Source organism: Arcticibacterium sp. (genome assembly GCF_055134445.1).
In genome coordinates this window covers 72,831-94,752 of the sequence record NZ_JBSRVI010000027.1, presented here as the reverse complement: position 1 = coordinate 94,752, position 21,922 = coordinate 72,831, and the positions used below count along the sequence as shown (strand labels likewise).

Annotated in this window: 11 protein-coding genes; 3 read left to right on the top strand and 8 right to left on the bottom strand. The window is 39.5% G+C overall.

The genetic code is table 11. The annotated features are described in order from the left end of the window. The coding region (locus ACTBZY_RS03720) for a LuxR C-terminal-related transcriptional regulator (RefSeq protein ID WP_463044988.1) at positions 1-595 on the bottom strand (595 nt) is incomplete at its 3' end. Between the two features lie 292 nt (positions 596-887). On the opposite strand from ACTBZY_RS03720, the gene ACTBZY_RS03715 reads away from it, so the two are divergent. Together ACTBZY_RS03715 and ACTBZY_RS03710 are read left to right on the top strand one after the other, a co-directional pair. After that, positions 888-1,199, top strand: coding sequence for a LytR/AlgR family response regulator transcription factor (locus ACTBZY_RS03715; RefSeq protein ID WP_463044987.1), 312 nt, complete (start codon positions 888-890; stop codon positions 1,197-1,199). A gap of 59 nt (positions 1,200-1,258) precedes the next feature. Beyond that, on the top strand, positions 1,259-13,153 hold the full coding sequence (locus ACTBZY_RS03710; RefSeq protein WP_463044986.1) for a right-handed parallel beta-helix repeat-containing protein: 11,895 nt from the start codon (positions 1,259-1,261) through the stop codon (positions 13,151-13,153). 101 nt (positions 13,154-13,254) lie between these two features. Here the strand turns inward: ACTBZY_RS03710 and ACTBZY_RS03705 are convergent, their stop codons facing one another. Further along, positions 13,255-13,890 (bottom strand): LuxR C-terminal-related transcriptional regulator, encoded by a 636-nt coding sequence (locus tag ACTBZY_RS03705; RefSeq protein WP_463044985.1) that lies wholly within the window; start codon positions 13,888-13,890, stop codon positions 13,255-13,257. 241 nt (positions 13,891-14,131) lie between these two features. Between ACTBZY_RS03705 and ACTBZY_RS03700 the strand changes: the two genes are divergently transcribed. Continuing rightward, complete coding sequence (locus ACTBZY_RS03700; protein ID WP_463044984.1) at positions 14,132-14,866, top strand: tyrosine-protein phosphatase; 735 nt, start codon at positions 14,132-14,134, stop codon at positions 14,864-14,866. Between the two features lie 3 nt (positions 14,867-14,869). On the opposite strand, the gene ACTBZY_RS03695 is transcribed toward ACTBZY_RS03700, so the two are convergent. The 6 genes from ACTBZY_RS03695 to ACTBZY_RS03670 all read right to left on the bottom strand — a co-directional run bounded on the left by ACTBZY_RS03695 (position 14,870) and on the right by ACTBZY_RS03670 (position 21,794). Further along, entirely contained in the window at positions 14,870-16,252 is a 1,383-nt protein-coding gene (locus ACTBZY_RS03695) for an undecaprenyl-phosphate glucose phosphotransferase (protein WP_463044983.1), read from the bottom strand. Between the two features lie 4 nt (positions 16,253-16,256). After that, positions 16,257-17,762: a hypothetical protein gene (locus ACTBZY_RS03690; protein WP_463044982.1), complete on the bottom strand. Its 1,506-nt coding sequence runs from the start codon at positions 17,760-17,762 to the stop codon at positions 16,257-16,259. A 26-nt stretch (positions 17,763-17,788) separates the two neighbouring features. Then, entirely contained in the window at positions 17,789-18,454 is a 666-nt protein-coding gene (locus tag ACTBZY_RS03685) for a hypothetical protein (protein ID WP_463044981.1), read from the bottom strand. A gap of 382 nt (positions 18,455-18,836) precedes the next feature. After that, on the bottom strand, positions 18,837-19,961 hold the full coding sequence (locus ACTBZY_RS03680) for a YjbH domain-containing protein (RefSeq protein ID WP_463044980.1): 1,125 nt from the start codon (positions 19,959-19,961) through the stop codon (positions 18,837-18,839). Further along, a complete protein-coding gene (locus ACTBZY_RS03675; protein WP_463044979.1) occupies positions 19,958-20,737 on the bottom strand; it encodes a YjbH domain-containing protein in 780 nt (259 codons plus the stop codon). The genes ACTBZY_RS03680 and ACTBZY_RS03675 overlap by 4 nt, the downstream gene beginning before the upstream one ends. A gap of 79 nt (positions 20,738-20,816) precedes the next feature. Further along, on the bottom strand, positions 20,817-21,794 hold the full coding sequence (locus ACTBZY_RS03670) for a hypothetical protein (RefSeq protein ID WP_463044978.1): 978 nt from the start codon (positions 21,792-21,794) through the stop codon (positions 20,817-20,819). Between the last annotated feature and the right edge of the window lie 128 nt (positions 21,795-21,922).

The window sequence follows — 21,922 nt, the reverse complement described above, 5'->3', positions numbered from 1 at the left end:
TTTTGTTAATGTTCAGCTTTCTATAGATGTTTTTTCGGTGTGCTTCTATGGTATGGAAACTTAAATCAAGCTGCTCCGCTATGGTCTTGGTGGAGCTCCCGTAGCTAATTAAGGTGATGACTTCCATTTCTCGTTTACTGAGATTATACTTTTTTTCTAAGCTTGAAGTGTTTTTTTTGTTTGGGTAACTAAAATCTCCAGTATCAAAGAACTGACTTCCATTTTGAATGATTTTTATAGCTGCCAAGAGTAGTTCTAATGGAGAGGATTTAAGAATAAACCCTGATGCACCATTCTTTTTTGCGAAGTCCAAGTAAACGGGCTCATTGCTGTTTGCCAGCATAATGATTTTTACTAGCGGAAGGTTCTTATGAATTTTATGAAGCAGATCCCAGATATTTTGACCCATACCATTGGCGTCCATAAGTATAAGCTGTGGACTTGAATTAGATAAAATATTATCAAAGTTTGGGTTTGATATGGAGATGCCCTCAGCAGTAAATATTTTTTGAGATTCAAGTAGACTTTTGAGGGCTTCGGTGTACAATAACTGATTACTTAAAACCAGTATTTTAGTGGTTATTAATGATGTCATTTTAGTTTTCTTTTTGGCTTACATGGAGAGGTATACTTACATTTCATATACAAGAAACTTATATTCGTACTCATAGTCAAATATTTTAAGTCATATTTATTATTCGGTAAGTACAAAAAATGGCTTCCAACTCACGCTTGCCCTAAAGCAGTGGAAATTTGGGCTAATATTAGCTTTAATCAGGTATATAATACCTGATTAAAGGAACTGATTTACCTTTTAGATGGAATTGATTCAGCTTGGTGTTTACAGCAATTTTGTTGTTCAACTTTTGCCATGAAACCCTGTGAATATGAATTACTATTTAAAACGCAATAATCCTGTAGAAATTGAAAAGATAATGCTTCTACAAGCATTGGAAAACTACACACTTTTTCATCTAAACGACGGTCGTAAAATCATCTCATCTCTGACTTTAAAGAGGCACGAAGAGAAGCTTGAATTAAAGTCCTTTATCAGAGTAAATAGATCAACGATGGTTAATAAGGACTTCATCAAACAAGTCTTGCTTAAAGATCATACCAATTTCATCCGCTTGAAAAATGGAAAGGAAATCAAGGTTTCCAGGAGGAGGCAAAACATGCTCAGTCAAATTGCCTCCTAGAACACATATCTATACTTCTTTCAAAATTTAGCATTCTTCCAACCCCAAATTATAAAAATATGAATTCAACAATTACCTTGTCTCATTTTATTGAGGCTTTAAAGTTTAAAGTCTTGGAAAAATACGCTTCCGCTTTCTATGGTGTTACCTGCCTTTTAATAGGTGCACTTATCGTTACACCTAATGCAGTAAAAGCCCAAGTGCCATTGGTTGGTTGGGACGTTAGTGCTGTTGTAGATTATGGAACGAGCCCTTTCGCACCAAATGTTTTGAATTCCAATATTGAAAATGTAATGGGGCTTTCCAGAGGTGCGGGTGTAAATGCAGGTTCTGGTGGTGAGCCAGGTGGCTGGGGAGGCACCAATTGGCAAACGACCGCTGCCGGTGCCATTACAAATCAAAGCGTCATTAACTTTAGCTTTAAACCTAAAGATGGTTTTGCTGTTTCACTTCTAGGTCTAGATCCATTTTCTTATCGTAGAACTTTGACTGGACCGCAAGAAGGCAAACTGGAGTATACTATAAATGGTGGAACTACCTTTTCGGGTATTTCTCAAGGGCCATTTTACTTTGGGAGCACTGCTCCAGGTGGTGCAGCTGTATCTCCGGTTAGAACACTGATGGGCGATTTAGATTTACAGCAAACTAAGAAGGAGATAGGATTTAGGCTCATTCCTTATAATGCTACGGATACAGATGGTTCTTTTTATATCTATAATGCCGTAAGCGGTGCAGATTTTTCTATTAATGGAAGGGTTTTAGGTACTACAGAAACAACTTTAGCACTCGATGCTTGTTTAGACTTTGCTGGAACTGCTCAAAGCTTTGATCTTAAAGGGGATGGACTTACGGCCACTAACATTACCATTACTGCTCCAACTTCTTTTGAGGTATCTTCAGACGGAAATACTTATGCTGCCAGTCTTTCATTGACACCTTCTGGAGGAAGTGTGTCTCAAACCTATTATGTGAGATTAAAAAATGGTTTGATTGCTGGAAGTTATAATGGAAAAGTAACGGTAACTGGTGGAGGGTTTACTTCAGGTGCAGGTCTAGGGGTAGATCTAAGTGGTACTGTTCATGCTTTACCTACAGCCTTAGTTAGCAGCATTGATCCTATTTGTGTAGGAGATGTTATGCCAACAATTTCTATAGCCTTAACAGGAAATGCACCATTTGATCTGACTTATACCAATGGTACTACTTCATCAGGGCCAACTAGCGTTTCTACCAGTCCCTTTGAAGTTCAAAGTGTTGCAGACGGTGAAGTTTTTACCGCCACAGCTCTTACTGATGCTAAAGGATGTGTGGCTTTGGCAGGTCAACTCACAGGAAGTGCCACGGTAGTGGTTAATGCCTTACCAGAAGTTTCAGTGGTGGCAAGTAATGGTTCCACGTCTGGTTTGGCAGGGGTTTATAATGGCGGAGAAGATATTAGTTTAACGGCTACTATAAATGTAGGTGCTGGTGATTACAGTTGGGCAGGCCCGGATGGTTTTACGGCAGGTAATAATAGCATGCAAACCATTACGGGAGCAAGCTCTAGTAAGGCAGGCATATACACCGTTACCGTTACTAACGGCAATGAATGTAAGGGGACGGCCACAGTAAATGTAGTGGTCTATGATAATAATCTTTATGTGGATGACGCTGGTGATGACAATAATACAGGAGATGAAACACATCCGTTAGCTACCATTCAGAAGGCTGTTGATGTCTCAGTTTCTGGAGGAATTATTCATGTGGGGGCGGGTGTTTACAACCTTGCATCCACGATTGAAATAGACAAATCTTTGACTATTTATGGCCCTCAGAAAGACGTGGATCCTAGAACGGCCGCAGCATTAAGAACAGCGGGTTCTGTAGAGGAAGCTGTTTTAGATGGGGGAGGTACTTTAAGTCGTATCATTTATGTAACTGCTGCTGGCGTGGTGATAAATGGATTAGAAGTTACCAATGGTACGGGTGATTTAGTTTCTTCAGCAGATGGTGCTCCAGTTAAGACAGGAATGGAAGTTAAATACTGTATTGTTCATGGTTCCTCTACGGACGAAGGGGTTCAATTGAGAAATGTAGACGGAGGTGAAATTAGTTATAACAAAATTTATGACGCAGCTGGAGATGGAATTAACCTTTGTTGTGGTTCCACAAATACAGATATTGATAATAATGAATTGTATGGTTGTGGTTCAAGTGATGCAGTGATCTATTTATATGATGACGGACCTGCGATAAATATTACCAATAACAAGTTGTATAATAATACTGCTGCTAATGGAATTATGGTTGGTAATAAAAATGGCTCTGAATTTAATAAAAATAGTGCCTTTGGTAATAATGCCGTAATTTCTGGAAATATCGTTACCGGTCATGTTGGGTCTGGCGTCGGGATTTATATTAATACAAGCCGGGTTAATGTTCAAGATAATATTGTAAGTGACTGGGAATCGACAGATGCCGCTGTATACCTTCGATTTAATATTAAAGAGGTTTCACTTACAGGAAATACAATTTCTGACAATTATAGAGCAATCAAAGTTTCCTCTGGAGTGAGTTTGGCAAATGCGGCAACTTTAAGCATAAACCAGAACTCCATTTTTGATAATGACTTTGGTTTGCTAAGCTCATCTCCTGGAATAGTGGATGCCCGTGAAAATTGGTGGGGAGATATTAGCGGCCCTTCCGGAGAAGGTTTGGGGATTGGAAATAGCGTTAGTGAAAAGGTCATTTTCTGTCCTTTCCTAGACGGTCTCGCAGGAACTGGAGTGATAAAGGACTGCCCAGTTAAAAATGAGGATACCGGTGAGTCTTTCACCAAACTTCAAGCGGCCATTGATGATGCCGATACCGATAACGGTGATGTGATTACCGTTTTGGCGGGTACTTATACAGAGAATGTTACGGTCAATAAAGAATTGGATATTAGAGGTCCGAACTATGGTATTTCACCAAATGGAGTAGGACGTGTTGCTGAGGTGGTAGTGGTTCCCGCAAGCACTTCTGCAGATGGGGCTATATTTTCAATCAAAGCCAGTAATGTTAAAATTGATGGTTTTACCCTTAATGGGGATAACACCACATTGACAAGCAGCTGGATTGGTACCAACAGTGCTGATATTGATGCAGGAATAGCTATTAATGTTGATGTTTCTAATATTAACAACCTCAATGTTTCAAATAATATAATTGAAAATGTAGGTTATTTTGGGGTTTTCATGTTCGGATCTGCAGCATCTGACGCAAATACGTCAAAAACTGGCAACGAAATTTCAAATAACCTGATACGAGACTTGGGTTATTACAATACTGGAAGTGGATATGATAATTGGGGAGGAGGTATGTATATAGGTAACAGCCACTATACCAATATAAAAAGCAATGTTCTTACTAATGTAAGAATTGGTATACAAACCGGAAATTTCCAAACAGCACATGTGGGTGCATCTCAATATCAAGTTATTGAAGATAACACCATTGAAACTCGTTATTTAGGTATTTTCTTTAACCTTCATAGATATTCACCTTGGACAATATCCAATAATACAATTACGGGTATAGATAATCCGACACAAGCTGGATTAACAACTCGTCCTTGGCGTGGTATTTTACTTGCTTCACTCGGAAATAATATGGGTACGAGTATTGTAAGTAATAACATAATTGATGGAAGTGCTATTACTTCGTTCACTTCAGGTAAAGAAGGTATTAATGTTTGGAATGTAAAAAATGATGGCTTTGCCACAATTACTGGCGGAAGTATAACAGGAGTTGAAACTGGTATTTTCCTTAACAACTTTGATGGCTATGCTTCAGTTGCTTCCGATGGAGCATATGCAACTATTTCAGGAGTAGATATTACTGCTACTGGAACTGGTATTCGTTTGCTAGATAATCCAAGTAGTACGCATGCCGCAGTACAAGCAACGCTAGGAGCTGGAATTGTCGTGAATGGCGGAACAAACGGTCTTACAATTGAAAACGCATCTGCTAAGGTTGTTTCACCAATAGGAGACATTTCATTTAACTCACAATCGGGTGATTATATCAAAGTCGTGGCAAATACCAATGATTTTGATGCCACCGCAGCTTCCTTTGAAGGGAAAACGGGTGCTACGGCAAACTTGGCTGAAAACTTCACCATTGAAGACAAGATTACCCATAAGGTTGATAATGCAAGTCTTGGTTTAGTTCGGGTTAAGTCTAATGAATTGTTTGTGACTACGAACTCTGGGAATATTCAACGTGCGGTAAATGCTGCTTCGGCTTCTGATATTGTAAATGTTAATGACGGTACTTATTCCGAGAATATAATACTTGATAAAAAGCTGACATTATCAGGTATGGGAGATAACACCATTATCCAAGGTGCTGGAACAGGAAACGCCGTCAAGTATTTAGCATCAGGTTCAGGATTAGCAGCTAATGATAGGGCCGCATTGATGAAATTAAAACTAAAGGGCTTTGTCACTGGTGTTTATGCAGATGAGTTGGTTGATTTTGTTACAATTGATGCTGTAAACTTTGACGCTAACACCTCCTATGGTATTAACTTCAATAATACAACCGGAGTATTAAATGATTGGATGATAGACAATTCAACATTTGATGGTAATACTGTTGGAATAAAAGTGGCTTCTAAGGGTAGTGTAAATGGTCTAAAAGTTACCAATTCTATCTTTAATAACAATTCAAGTGAAGCAATTCATGCTTCGCAGGATAAGACAAGCCCAGGTTCTTTGAGTAATGTGGAGGTTAGTAATAGTGTGTTCACACTTAATGGTCATACAAATAACAAGTCTGCCATATATGCTGAAAAGTTAGATCATGCTCTTATTAAAGGAAACACCTTTACGAATAATGGTTTATCAACCAATGCTAGAGGAATGATTATTAATTTGAAATATGATGATTATTCTGATATAACGGTTTCCGAGAATATCATAAATGAAACAAGAGGAGGGACTTTAACTGGGGGTTATGCAGTTTCAATTGCAGCAAGAGATGATGCTTCTTATGCTTCCACTCCAGCTTCCTTAGGTACAGCTGTTATATCAAATAATGAAATAGATGGATTTTATATAGGGGTTGGTATTGATAATAATGTGGACTGGAATACTTCATCAGTTACCAATAATAAAATCTTAAATTCTGGTGCCGCTATTTCGGCCACAGGAGCTCAGGCAAGTTTATCCTTAGATATTCACCAAAATGATTTATCAGGCTCAACATACGCATTATATAATGGCGTAACGGGAAGTGCTTTCGATGCTTCTTGCAACTGGTTTGGTACGGCTGTTTCGGGGGATATCCAATCTAAAGTATTTGGTGATGTTACATTTGACCCATATTTAACAGTGGGTGGAGATGGAGTTGGAACTGGTTTCCAACCTACTGGAACTTGTGATGGCAGTCCAATAGTCATTGCCAGTGCAATTTCAAGTCCAGAACTCTGCGAAACTAAGGGTTCTGTATTAGTTACTTTTAGTGGAGGTCAAGCTCCGTATGAGTTTTCTTGGACAGGTGGAACAGCCACAGCGGTAGCCGCAGGGCCTTCTTATGATATCACTAATCTAGACACAGGTACTTATACGATTACCATTTCTGATGCTCTTGGTTCAAGCACATCAGCCACTACGTCGGTGATGTATTTACCTGTTACCAATGCTACTTCTTCTAACAGTTATGCTACCATTCAAGAAGCCATAGATGCAGCTTCGGCAGCGGATGAAATTGTGGTTTGTGAAGGTACTTATAATGAAAGCTTAACAATTCCGTTAAGCATAAATTTAGTAGGTCCGCATGCTGGAATATCAGGTTGCGATACACGAGGAAGTGAGGCTACAATTGAAGGTTATATAAAAGTAACTTCTTCAGATGTAACTATAAACGGTTTCAAGTTACTTGATGGTGCTTTGGCTCCTGCAGGAGAATTGGCAGCTGTTCATATTGTGGGTGGTTTAAGTAACGTTTCTGTAATGAATAATTACATTGAACGGACTGGTACACTTGACTTTGATGTATCTCGTGGTGTAGTAAATGAAATTGCGGGTACCACTAATTTGACGGTTAGTAATAACTATTTTACGGGCTGGCATACTGGTACCTACTTACAAAATGCCGATGCTGATATTACAGATAACTGTTTTGTGTTGAATCAAGTTGGTATCTCCTCTGATGGCCCTGTGGATGTTCAAGTTAGCGGGAATAATATTACAAACAATGCCTTTGAAGGCGTTGGTATTGGAGGTACAGTAGGTCAAATGGTTATTAGTAATAATAATATCACGGGTAACCTTGACGGAGTTCATAATTATTCATCTACGGAAGTAAATGCTGGTTATAACTGGTGGGGAGATGCAGCTGGTCCTTCTGATTTTGGTCCTGGTTCTGGAGACAAGGCGAGTGCTAATGTTAACTTTTGTCCTTTCTTAAGTGATGAAGTTGGAGTAGGTGTAGCTATTAATTGTAGGGTATTGAATATATCAAATGGAGAATCATTTGTTAGTATTCAAGCGGCAATAGATGATGCGGAGACTTCAGCAGGAGACACTTTAGTAGCTGAATCAGGTACTTACGCCGAGAATGTAGTCGTAAATAAAGAGTTAGTAATCCTAGGAGCCAACGTTGACAAGGATTGTGCAGGAACAAGAAGTGACGAGTCCATTGTTTCCGTAGCATCAGGATTACCATTTCATATTACTGCAGATAATGTAGTTATCAATGGTTTTGAAATTACGGCACCAGCGAGCTCGAATGCCGTTGTTATTGGGAAAGTTTCAAATGCAAGTGTCATGTTTAATAATATTCATGATATAGGTACTTCATTTACTGGAGGGAATATTCATGCAGTTATTTATACAGTAGCAAGTACTAATAATAGTGGTATTAATATTTCAGATAACTGTATCAATGATATCAGCAGCACAAGTCTTACAGGATATAGTTCTAGTGCAATAGGAATTTTACAGTCTACTTCTACGGGTGTTCTTACAGGACTAAATATTGAGAGAAACATCATAAACAATGTTACTGTAAATGATGGTAACTGGCCAACAGGGAAGATAGCCTACGGTATTCAAATAAACGTCGGTGGGAATGGAAGCTACTTGACCAATACTGGAAAAGTAGTGAACGCCGTTATTAACCAAAATGAAATATCTAATATTTCAGGCCATATAGCCACTGCTATAGGATTAGAAGGAAATACACAAGACGGAAGTGTAACTGGAAATAAGGTTTCTAATCTCACCAGTACTAAAACCTCAGATAGAGCAGGTGGAGGTTATGATTTGAACGGATTGAAGTTTGAAAACAATGCTTTTGTTTCTTCCGTAACAGTTGAAAACAACAGTTTTGATACAGGTAGCTTTACCAATGGTAGTACTTCTGATTTGGGATATGCCGTGGTCAATTATGTTCCAAGTTCTACTGCTGCCTTGGGTTGTAACTGGTATGGCACTGCCGTTTTCAATGACATAGAGGATAATAATTTGTTGACAGGTAAGATGTTAAGTAAAGCTTCTGCCGCTATCACGTTTAGTCCATATCTTACAGATGGAGGAGATGGAGCCGGCATCGGATTCCAACCAACAGGAACGTGTGATGGTAGTACTATTACAATAGCAAGTGCTATTGCTAGCCCAGAATTGTGTGCTACCAAAGGTACTATAGAAGTTACTTTTAGCGGAGGTGTTACTCCTTATACGTTGTCATGGGGTGGGGCAAGTATTATTACAACAGTGAATAGTACAGCTACCATCACAGGATTGGATGCAGGTTCTTACACGGTTACTATTTCTGACAATAACGGTTCTAGTGTAACCACAACGGCACAAGTAATATCCTTACCAGTGTCTAATCTTAATAGTATTCAAGGTTATGCCACAATACAAGCAGCTATAGATGATGCCACTGCAGGTGATGTTATTGAAGTTTGTGCTGGTACCTATAATGAAAGAGTCTTAATAGATAAATCATTGACACTTCAGGGTGTTGCGGGTGATAGTTCACTTCAAATCATTGATGGTACAGGTTTATCGGGCAATGGTGATGGTATTCAAATTGCCAACGGCGTGAAAAATGTAAATATCAGCAACCTAAGCATTCAGAATTTCAGCGGAGCAAGTGGAAATTCAGATGCGGGTATATATGCCATAGGCGGAAATGATGGACTGAATATTAGTAAAGTGGCCATTAAGGATAATGTAGGCGGATCTGGAATTTATGCCAACGGTCCAATAGATGGCGTGACGATTACCAACTCACTCATTACAGGGCATACTGCTGGTGCAAGGGGTATCGTAATCTGGAATGGATTCAAACAAAATATAACCATAACAGGGAATACGGTTAATAATAGTAACTGTTGTGGTATTGAACTTCAAGACGGAACAGCATCCGCAGTCAACATTTCAAATAACACCATAGATATAGGTATTGGAGATAACGCAATGGGTTTAACAAGTTTGAATGAATTAACTGGGCCAAACGTCATTGATAATAATACCATTACTGGTGGAGGTAGATATGGCATTGAAATTAAGAATCCAGCAAGTGGCGTAACGGTCTCTAATAATACCTTGACCTTAACTACGCAAAGTGGCAATAGTAAAGATAGAGCAGGTATTGCTGTCTTTAGAAGAGGTTATCTTGCAGGACAAGGATATGCCAATATTCCTAATGGTGTAACCATTTCTGGAAACAGTATTACGGGCTATCAGCAGACTAACGGAGGCAGCAATAGCGACGGTTTCGGAATTGTGGTGGAAGGAACCAACCACATCATAAGCAATAATACTTTAACCAATAATGATATAGGCATTCAGCAGCAGGCTGGGCATACACCTTATACGGAAAACGCTGCTGGCGATGGCAATGATGCCGATGTAGCTGACCTGTATTTTGGAAGAGGTAACTCTCCAGAATTATGTAATGTGACTTTAACAGATAATGTACATTCTGGAAATACGGTGGATGAAAGGATTGTGATTGGTGGAGGAACTGGAACAATAGTGACGGAGATTACACCTACGGTAGATGCTATAACTGATATCGCGGCTTGTAAAGGTGAAAGTCTAGCGGAAGTGGTATTTACAGGAAACAACCTTTTAGGTGTCGTTTATAATTGGACAAACAATAATACGGATATTGGTTTAGCAGCCTCTGGAGCAGGGAATCTTCCTGTTTTTACAGCAACAAATACGGGTATAACAGGACTAACGGCAGAGATAACCGTAACGCCAACCGTGAATGGCTGTTCTGGTACGCCGCAAACGTTTACCATTTCTATTAGTCCAGAACCAGTTGTAGATATTATTAGCAGTCAAGATGTGTGTCTAGGAGGTACCGTTTCTGGAATCACTTTTACAGGTACAGGCACCAGCTTCGACTGGATAAATACAAATACAAGTATTGGTTTAGCGGCTTCTGGTTCAGGAAACATAGCTGACTTTACCGCGGTCAATACCAGTGGGATACCTCAGACAGGCTATATAACGGTTACGCCTAGCTTTACTTTTGGTGGTAAAACATGTTCTGGAGCACCTAAGACTTTCTTGATTACTGTTCAAGATGAGGAAATGGCAGAAGTGGATTGTCCAGATAATGTTATCATGAATAATGAGGTGGGCATGTGTTCAGCTGTTGTGAGTTTTGATTTGCCAATGGCATTTGATAATGTATTTTTTGATGGATTCGAAAGTGCCGCTTCAGGGACTTGGCTTCCTTATAACAGTAGCATAACACAGGTAGCTACAGGAACAGATGGTATCACTTCTTCTGAAGGTGCCTCTCATGGAGAAATTAACACTTCAGGAGATGCCACTACAGGTGTGTTTTCTAGAATTGGTGGTTATTCCACCGAATTCGGAGATGGATATAGAAATAGGTTAGATGTTTATATGGACAAAACAGATCCAACAGTAACAGCAGATACTTATGCATGGGCACTTTCATCTGCGGCTAATGGAAAAGATGGCAATCATAGAAGAGATTTTATCTTTCATGCGGCCTCAAATGCCTCTGGAAATATTTTGATAGCAGGAGATAATGGTAGCACGGGTTCTAAACGAAACGACTTAGCTACATTAAATCACTATGAAATAACAGCCTCTGGATGGTACACTTACGAGTGGTTATTCAAAGATGAAGGAGATGGAAGTTTAGCCGTAGACATGAACCTTCTTGATAATTCGGGAAATGTACTCTTCACCGAAACGCGTAATACTGCCGTAGATGTTATAGATACCGAAATAGGTGGTAATAGATACATGTGGTTTACTTTTATAACTGCAGAAAAACTGAGGATTGATAACCTTAAGAAAGCAAAGGCTTTGCCTACTACGGCCGATTATGCCAGTGGAAGTGCATTCCCAGTGGGAACAACTACGGTAACGGTTTCTGCTACAAATGCTTGTTCGGTAGCTACGACCTGTACATTTGATGTCACTGTAAACGATGTGGAAGCTCCTGTTTTCGCAGACTGTCCTACCGATGTGGTAATATGCTCTGATGAAGCAGAACATTCTTGGACGCATGTTAAGTTAGTTGATAATTGTGTGGTTCAAGGTGGATTGTCTGAGTTGACTTATCAGTTGAGCGGAGCCACAACTTCAGCTGCCATAGCAGCAGGTGCTTTTGACGGTAGTACTTCCGGAACAGAAACCTTTAATACAGGTATTACAACTGTAACTTATAGTGCTAAAGATTCTTCAGGTAATGTAGTGTCTAACTTATGTAGCTTTACGGTAGAAGTTAAAGAAGCTGCGGAGGTAGAAGCAAGCACCTATGCAGCCATCTGTACCAACAGCTCTGTAACGCTTGCAGGTTCATTTAGCGGTGCCAGTACTTCTATCACTTGGACAGACGGTGCCGTAGGCGGTACTTTTGCTCCTAATGCTAATGACCCCGTAGCGGTTTATACGCCTCCTACAGGTTATAGCGGAAGCATTTTATTGACCATCACATCAGATGATCCAACTGGTCCATGTCCTGTAGGAGTAGACACCACCACATTGGTTGTGAAGGCTTTGCCTGTCATTGTGTTGCCTAGCGTACCTGCTATTTGTGCAGGTCAAAATTTGAATCTAACGGTTTCTGAGGGTGTGAGTTATGCTTGGAGCGGGCCAAATGGCTTTACTTCTGCACTTCGAAATCCACAGATTCCTTTGGCTACGGTGAGTGCTAGTGGCGTATATTCGGTGACCATTACCAATGCCAGCTCTTGTACGGCCAGTGCCACGGTTACAGTGACCGTTCACCCTAATGTTGCTCCTACCATAACGGCAGATAATAATGAGATATGTAAAGGAGAATCTGCGGTCTTAACGGGGTCTTGCTCTTCCAATACGGATATTTTCAGATGGACAACACCTGGATTTAATCAAGGTGGCGTTTCAAGCTTATCAAGCACAGGAACTATTACGGTAGAGAAAGCCGGAACCTATGGCGGCTATTGTGAATCTGTGAACGGCTGTATCAGTGAGACCACCAACCTCGTGATAAATGAGAAGAGTAATTGTGATGGAGGAGCTTTCATTACGGTAACACCAGAGCTACCGGCTATTTGTCCGGGAGGAAGCATTAATCTAACGGCTACGGGATGTAGCGGTACACTGACATGGTATGCCAGTGGAGCTAGCCCAGTTACTGGGAATCCAGTAAGCTTAAGCCCGACCGTGACCACCTCTTATTTTGTGAGCTGTAGCACTGGAGGTTCTACCTCGGTAGATGTTAAAGTAGCACAGACCAATATGGCAGAATCTGGCGTGATGACTACGGGTAAGGCGAGAATTAAAGCCACGGAGAAGATAACGTCTGTTAAGAAAATTGGTGATGCCACTTTTACGCCAGCACCAAATGTTATTTATGAAGCAGGCAGATCTATCGAATTAAATCCAGGCTTTAGTACAGAACATTCTACCGTGTTTAGAGCGGAAATAAAAGTGTGTAATTAAGTGGTCTTTTAAGGCGACCAAATTTAGAATTTAAACTAAATAAACTGTTATAGTATCTTTCAGGGTAAAAGAGGTTAGGGCGTATTTCCTAGCCTCTTTTTTTACATTTTGAATTCAGCGTAAAGGTTAATGAGTTGGGTTATTTTGTTGATTTTAAGTTTTTTGTAGATGTTTTTTCGGTGTGCTTCTATGGTGTGGAAGCTGAGACCTAGCCGCTCGGCAATAATCCTTGTTGAACTGCCATCTATCATCAAAGTGGCAATCTGCATTTCCCGCTTGCTTAAACCATACTTCTGGTCAAAAGTGATTTCATTCGATGCTTTGGAGAAGTTATAATCACCGGAATCATAAAATGGACTTCCGTTTTCTACAATTTTAAGAGCAGCCATTAAAAGTTCTATGGGAGACGACTTTAAAACAAAGCCAAAAGCTCCATTGTTTTTTGCCAGTTCTATGTTGTTAGGTTCATTATTATGAGCCAGAATAACAATCTTTGAAGCGGGGTTTTTAACATGTGTTTCTTTAAGAAAGTCCCATGTCTTTTTGTTGAAATTATCGGTATCTAGCAAAATGAGCTTTGCATTTCGCTTTTTTATTTCACTGTGAATTTTAGGATTCTGAATAGATAATCCATCTGCTTTTTGATTTTTTGACGTGCTAAAAAGGCTTTTTAATGCTTCCACATAAATCAATTCATGGCTTAAAACCAATAGGTTTTTTTGGGTATTTTTTATCATGTCGGCTATTATTTAGTTTTAGACGAGTATTTATAGGTTTAGGTAAAATCGTTGTGTTGGTGAATCTTTGCTTTAAAGGATATTTGTTGAAGTGTTTTTACGGGTGTTTATTTATGGATATCAAGAAGGCTTTCTGAGTTTTTTTAATCCTTTGGAGAGCAATCTTTTTGCAATTAGTCTCCAGCTCACTGTTGAGCTAATGGAATAAGTGTTTTATTGCGTTCTAATACCGTTAGAAAATATGTTTAATTTTTTTAGTAGACAGAAGGATATTAAAAACGCTTTTGAGTTTTTAAAAACCGACATGCACTCACATTTGCTCCCTAATGTGGACGATGGCAGCACTTCCTTAGAAAACTCCATGCATCTTATTTCGGGTTTGGTAGATTTAGGTTTTGAAAAAATTATTACCACGCCTCACATTTACGAGGCTTTTTATAAGAATGATAAAAGCACCTTGTCGCCACCATTTGATAGGGTTCATGAAAAAGTAAGTGAAATATTTCCTTCGCTCGAATTTTCCTTTGCGGCGGAGTACTTCGCCGACGAATTTTTTGAGATGAAGATAGAAGCGGATAATCTCCTCAGCTTTTCTGACAAACACATACTACTAGAAATTTCTTTTGTGGGTTATTCCCATCGTATAGAGCATATTATTTTCGATTTAGTGACCCGTGGTTATAAGCCTATTTTGGCACATCCTGAGCGTTATCTTTATCTTTCCAACGACTTAAATACATTCAAAAAGCTGCGTCAGATTGGCTGTGAACTACAGCTGAATACCAACTCACTTTCTGGTTATTATGGGCCTGCCAGTCAAGAATTAGCCCTTAAGCTTATGGATGAACACTTGGTTTCTTACTTGGGTACAGATATGCACCACGAAAGACATCTGATGCATCTCCAAGACATCGCCAAAAACAGAAGGCTCATGAAAAAACTTAGAGCTTATAAGTGGAAGAATCCAGATTTATAAGACTTAATAAGCGTTTTCTTCCCCTTTAGCCATGTTATAGACCGTCATGAAGACAATCTTCAAATCAAGCCAAAAGCTCCAGTTCTCGATATAGTAAATATCAAAATCTATACGCTTTTGCATCTCATCATTGGTTTTGGTCTCACCACGGTAACCATTCACCTGTGCCCAGCCTGTAATACCTGGTTTTACCCAATGACGCACCATGTATTTATCTATCAAGTCTTTGGTTCTTATATTATGCTCATGGGCATGAGGTCTTGGTCCCACCACAGACATGTTTCCTTGTAAGACATTGATAAACTGTGGAAACTCATCCAAGCTGGTTTTCCTTAAAAACGCCCCAATTTTGGTCACGCGTGGGTCGTTGGCCGTGGCTTGATTAAAGGCTCCTGATGTTTTCACGTCTTGACTATCTGTTCTCATGGAGCGAAACTTATAGCACTTAAACTTTTTGCCATTTTCTCCCCAACGGTCTTGTTTAAAGAAAACGGGGCCCTTAGAGTTACTTTTTATAAGTATGGCTATAATAGGAAACAGCCACGAGAAAACCAGAAGGAATATGGCAGAAGCAAACAAGAGATCAAAAGCTCTTTTAAGAAACAGCCAATGGGTCTGCTGAAGTGGCTCACTTCTAAGCGTTATCAAGGGATAGTTGCCAAAAAGCTGGAACTGCACCCTGTTGAGATAGAAATTGCTAAAGTTTGGGACGAATTTAAGACGGATACCCTTGCCTTCACAAAACTGGAAAAGACCATGGAGCATATCTTTATTCAGCTCGTCTGATGTGACAATAATGTCATCCAGTTTTGCTCCTATGTTATTATTGTAAAAACGGTTTAAATCGCCTAGATAAGTAAAGCTACTGCTCACTTCTTCATTGGCAATAACGCCCAGCACTTTCATACCATAATGTGGACTGGTTTCTATTCGCTCTATGAGGTTATTGGTGATGTTATTATAACCAATAAATACCACATACCTGGTGTTCCCGCCGCGTTGCCTGTAAAAAATAAGGCTCTTTTTGGTGATGTAGTTCTTTATAATAAGCGAGGTCGCCAGAAATACCGAGAAGTACAAGACGAAGGTTCTCGCCAGTTCACTTTCATTAAGCAGAAAGAAGAGCTGCCCTGCTATCAAGATCTGTATCACCACATTTTGCAAGATGAGCAGAAGCTCACCTACAAAGGTTTCTGTTCTAAACTCATCATAGAGGTTAGAGATTTTGGTAGAGAAATACCAGCCGGAAGCCATGACCATTAATATAATAATGTCTGATTGTCTAATTCCCCTTTTACTAAACTGCATGGCTATAAAAAAGCATGCGATTAGAAAAAGGCCGTCGGTGATGAGCTTGAGATAGCCCACTTTTGTTATTCTTCCCATAAGTTTAACTGCAATAGTTTTCGGCAGAAATCACGAATGTCCATCGCTTATTCTTGATTAAATAATCGTTTTGTTTGTACGGCCATGTAACGCCGCCATCGGTACTCACCCTGAAATCGTAGGACTTATTGATTTCAAGTTTATAGGTTTTTATCGTTCTTGTATCTGCTGTAAAAGTGACCAAGGAACGCCAGTTGTTTTGACCTACTGGGCTGTATTGGGCTTGCATTTCTTTAGGCAAATAGGTGTTATCAAATTCGGTTCCGTTTGGGCAGACCAGTTTAAAGCCCACTTCCACAAAATCCGGAGCGTCTAATTTGAAAAGGTCCATGATTTCTGAATCATAGGTGCTGCAGTTTTCATAGGTTTTAGAAACCCACAGTGGTTTTGATGCATCTCCACCATGATAGTTGGAGTAATCGTACGTCTCTACATAATAGTTTTGTATCTCCTGCGGCAGATAGTTCACATAGATTTTATTTTCCCAGTTGACATTGCTGTAAAGGGTCTTGATAATACTGTTTGCTTGAGCATCTTTCACCCTGATGAGATATTGGATGTCTAAATCTCTGTATTTACTAATGACCGAAAACGTGGCTCCTTCGCGGCAAAGTGCTCTGATGTCGCCCGCATACCAAAACCCAGGTTTTGAAATTTCTATGACGATATACTTTCGGCTGCCATCTGTTTTAACAGCTGTTTTTCCAAAATGGGTAACCCTTCCCGTAAAGGTGTCATAATGCATCAGGTCTGTTTGTGTCTCATCGCTTTCTACGGTGAGTTCCAGTCGGACAGGTTTATCCCAAGCCTTGCTTTCCTTTATACCTGAAAATCCTTGGAGGTAAAGGCCACCAATCATATTAGGTAAATCAAAACTATAATCTAAAGCTTGACCCATTTTATCGTAGGGTCTGGTAGCGGAACCTGAGCCAGGAATGAACTTTTTGCCTGATGGTAGGTAATAATGACATAGAAAGGTTAGGTCGTCTGCCGATGTTTCGTTGGCTAAGGTGGTCCAAGTTTGATTTTCTGGAATGGTGCTATTTATTAGAATAGTACCATTATCTAACAGTTGAGTATTTTTGCCTATTTTCAGGTAGATTCCCTTACTGAATTCTTGTATTATTCCTAGATTAGCCAAACGCACAGTAGCACTATAATTGGAACGATTTTGAAGCCTAAATTCTTTAAGGTATTCCGTATGGTTTTCGTCGCTTTTGATAAGGATAGAAAATGTTAGAATGGAGTCGGAAGAAGGTGTGATATCCTTTCTTAAAGCCAATGATAAATTCCCATCCGTGGTAACTATAATTTTAGGGTCATTTAATGTGTTGACCAATAGATTTGCGTCCTGTCCTAGCAGCTCGAAAGTGGCATTGGGGAGTGCCTGGTTTTCATAATCTCGTATATAAAAAGTGTATCGCCCGTTTTCAATAGGCTCCTTAAATGCAAGGTAGACCCCTTCAAATGGATTTCTACAACTAAGCTGTGTTAAAGCGATAGTGGTCAAAAGCAATATTTTACAGAAAAGGGGCTTCAACGTCTTTTTGAGGCTATTTTATAAGTTATTTCCACATTAATGCTGGGATAGAAACTATAGTTTTTCATGTTTTTTTCTATCTGAGGTATCCTCTGATTTAAGGTCGTCGTTTCTAAAAATCCCTCGTATTGAAGGTTCAATTTTGGACTGCCCATATACCGCGTTCCTATATTGGTATGGACATTCCAGCGTTTCGTAAGATTGGTTTTTCCGAGGCCAATTTCCAAATACGGCTGAACCGGTAGCCACCTCATATGGGCATCTATTTGTCCAAAATCTTCCGCCGTTAGACTTAGACCGTTGAGCTTAATGGGTCTGTCGGTGCTTAAATTCAAATCCCATTTTTGCTTCAAATTCACGTTGGTTCCTAGGTTTACTTTTAGCCAAGGCTTAATGCTTTTCTCAAGGTCTAGGTTGAGCCCAAAAGACAGGAGATTAGGCTGAAGTTGGAGTTTACTTTCTTCTTCCAAATTGATGTTTATGGGTCTCCTAAATTGGTAAAGAAAAACACCAGAATTTATCTTCAAATTGTCCGTTTTTTGGAGCTTATTTTTTGTGAAAACATGTATGCCATTTGTGCCAACTTTTACCCCGATTTCTATACCTGAATTTTCATTTTCACTCCTTGGTATATCTTGGGAATGTCCAAATGTAGGTATCAAAAATGAGAGGATTAAAATGGAATATAATGATAATGTGGCATTTAACATCGTAACGGAATATAATTTCTGAATACTACTTTAAATAGTTAAAAATAGGCATTAAGCTAATATTTCAGGTATATTTTGATTTTCAGGTACATGGAAAATAATAGGTCTGAAATTAAATTCTAATATAGGCGTATAGGAAAAGTGCAATATCATATGCGTATGTAAACATTAATTGGCCGATTAATAAATCTTGGAAAAATACGACCCCAGAATGTTGTGAAAGTTAGTTTTGGAAGCTTATTTTTACATATACGTAAAACAAAACTTTACAGCCATGAACAGTCACAAAATAAACGCCGAAAATAATTGGGGAAAATTAATAGTCTTGGCCATTTTAATTCTGGTCACTGTATTTACTTTCTTGTAACTCGTTTTGCCAAAAGCTGCGATGATATTGTCGCAGTTTTTGGTCTAAGCGGTAATTTAAACGGTAACGTTCTGCTATCTTAAAACCTCTGGAGTATACATACTCCCATCTAAATTCATCCGAGGTTCTTAATCTCATATGCTTATTTTCTAATGCGGCCGCTGGCGGTATTTTAAAGGCTAACTCTATACCTATTGTTGCCCCGTTTTGGGTAAAGCTGCCAAAGAACCCTACTTCTGCCTTGGTATACTGTCTTATCAGCTCTATTCTGGCTCCTTTGTCTTGATGTAAAAACTGTCCGGCTATCAAATTAAGCGTGAGATCATGTTTAGGTAATCTATAGGCCACATTGGCCAGTAGCAATACATCACGTAGATCGGTATACTTATAAGATGTGGGGTATAAATAGTAGTAACCAGAGTAAGAACCCTCAAAACCAAAGGAAAGGTGCTTATTGAAATCCATGTGTTGATATTCTACGTTGACGCCATAACGGTCGTTATAAAACAAGCCAGCAGAAAACGATAGAAAATCAGGAGAATCTTTATGGTGGAAATAGTTGATATAAGTAGGGGCCAGTCTGATGTTTAATGGCTGCGGGTCTAAGGCGTTAACGATAGGAAAGGTTACCCCCGTATATAAAGACAGTCCCTTGGCCAGCATGAATTGCGTATTTAATAATATACTGGTTTTGCTTTCTACGGCCTTATCCAGGTTGCCATATATGGCAGCGAATTGTGGCTGAATCCAGAAATCCCATTTATAGTGCTTGCTCAAAGGCTTAAAGTTTTTTGCCTTGGCAGCCTTACTTGTGAAGCTAAGGTTTCCCTCATTGATAGCGTAGGTGCCAAGCGGCACACCTTGTAGGAGCGGTGTGAAATATTTAATTTCTGGGTATTCGGATCTGAGGGCTTCAAAATACTTAAACTGATTTCTATGTACCCGTTGATCATAAAATAGGGTGGAGTCTGTCATTTGAACATTCTCCAGGGACTTTATTTCCTTATTTTGGGCATAAGTCAAGTGCTGAATGGCCAATAGCAGCCAAACGAACAAGGGAATTGTTCTTTTGAGTAGCCTAGTAAGTATCATTTAGCGTTTCTTAAATTCATGGTGTAGGAAGCTCCAAAATAGGCCTTATCAAAATTTAAAAGGCAAACCTGTGCTTCTAGATGCTTGAATAACTTCGTACTGATACCGGTGTTGAGTTTTTGACCATCCCATTCTGCCAGTAAATGGAGCCGGTCTTTATAACTTACCTTGAAGCCACCGAAAAGTCCGGTAAGATAGTTGTTGCCAAATTTATCTTCGGATTTTTCTTGCCATTTGAAATTGGAGAAAATATTGCCATTGTTTAGATTAGCCTCGTCTCTATAAAGATAATAGGGACTGCCGAGTCCAATACTTGGTACGATGGAAAAATGACCCTTAGAAAAAGTCTTTGAAGCCACCAATACATGTGTTTGCAAGGCTGCGTCTATGGTAAAAGGCGAAGAAAGTATAAGGGCTAAACTCGGTTTGATTTCGCCTTCTTTAAGGATTTGATAGCGAATATCCAGTTGTCTGTCGCCAATACCATCTCTCTTTTTTCTTTTTCCGTCTGCTCTTTGTTGTAAAAGCAAGAAAGAGACTTGTAGACGGGGTAAAACATTAATATTGGTATAGAGGATTTGCTCTGCCCATTTACCATTTCCTCTTAAGCTATAGTCTATAGGGTTATAATTATACCCAAAACTCCATTCACCATCTTGGCTCTCTTCTGCCGTAGGAATATAAATAAGTCCTTTCTTGCCTGAAAGGTTTCTTTGCCCATGCGTATAGAACCCATAGGACAGGAGCAATAAAAGAAAGAGGTATCTTTTTGTCATAAAAATGACCAGAAATCGTATAAAAAAGGAGGCCTAGCCTCCTTTTTTAATAATAATAAGTTAGAAAAGTCTAACAAAATTAAATAGAACCACCTTGGTTATGGCAAGTTGCTCCAACTGACGCCGCTTTTGATTTAGCAGTATTTAATGCCGTATTATAATTCGCTAATGCAACCGCGAGATCTGTGTTTTTAGCCGCAGTGGCGTTGGCCACTTTTTTGTCACGAAGCGTGCCAGCTGCTTTAATGTCCAAAGCCTCGGAAGCATTGATACTGGCCAGCGTCATTCTGTAAATGATATGAACGATCACTCTATGATATGGCTTCGTTACTATCGCTAGTAAAGCGTTTCTAGAGGCTAAAGCCTGGGTCTTGGCGGTTGTCCATTTGGTGGCTATTGCAGCCAAAGCAGCGGTATGCTCAGCCGTTATGGCCGTTTGTCTTGTGGCAAAGGTCGTATTGATTTTAGCTTCTTGTGATGCTTTGGCAGCATCTAAAGAGATTTTGGAATTAGCATAAGCAGATGTAGCAGCGTCCGTACAGGCATCAGATACCCCTAAAAGCATTTCAGTTAGATTTAAAACGGTTACCGCATTTGCATTACTGCTTTTTCTAGCACTCACCGTAGTACCGTCCACCGTTGGGGCAACAGAAGTTGGTAAGAAAGCGGCAAAAGAACTGCTTGCTATTAAGGCATTTAATTCCGCTTGTTGTGCTGCTGTAAGTTCGCCATCAGCTTCCAAGGCGGCAGATAAATTAGTGGCCTCATCTTCCGTCAGGATACTGGCTGCTGCAGAACTTGCTGCCGTAATTTCTGTAGTTTCTGTCCCAGATGCCAAAGCTTGAGCTGCAGCTTCTGTGGCAGCGGAGTTTGAAACACTGGCTTCCGTACTGGCAACAGCAGCAGGTTCTGTTTCTGTAACTACTTCAACCGTAATATCTTTGAAATCATCATCAAAGTTATATTCTATCGGTTCTTCTACAGGATCTTTCTTACAATTAGAAAGACCGAATGCCATGAAAAGGCATAAGGCTAAAATTGGGAGACGTGTATTCATTTTGCTTAACATAATTTAAAAAGATTTAATTGAATGACTATAGTTAAATGTGTAAGTATATTAACGTACGAACTTAAATAAAATAATGGTACTTTAAGAAGATTTTAAATTTTATTTATTAATCGGTG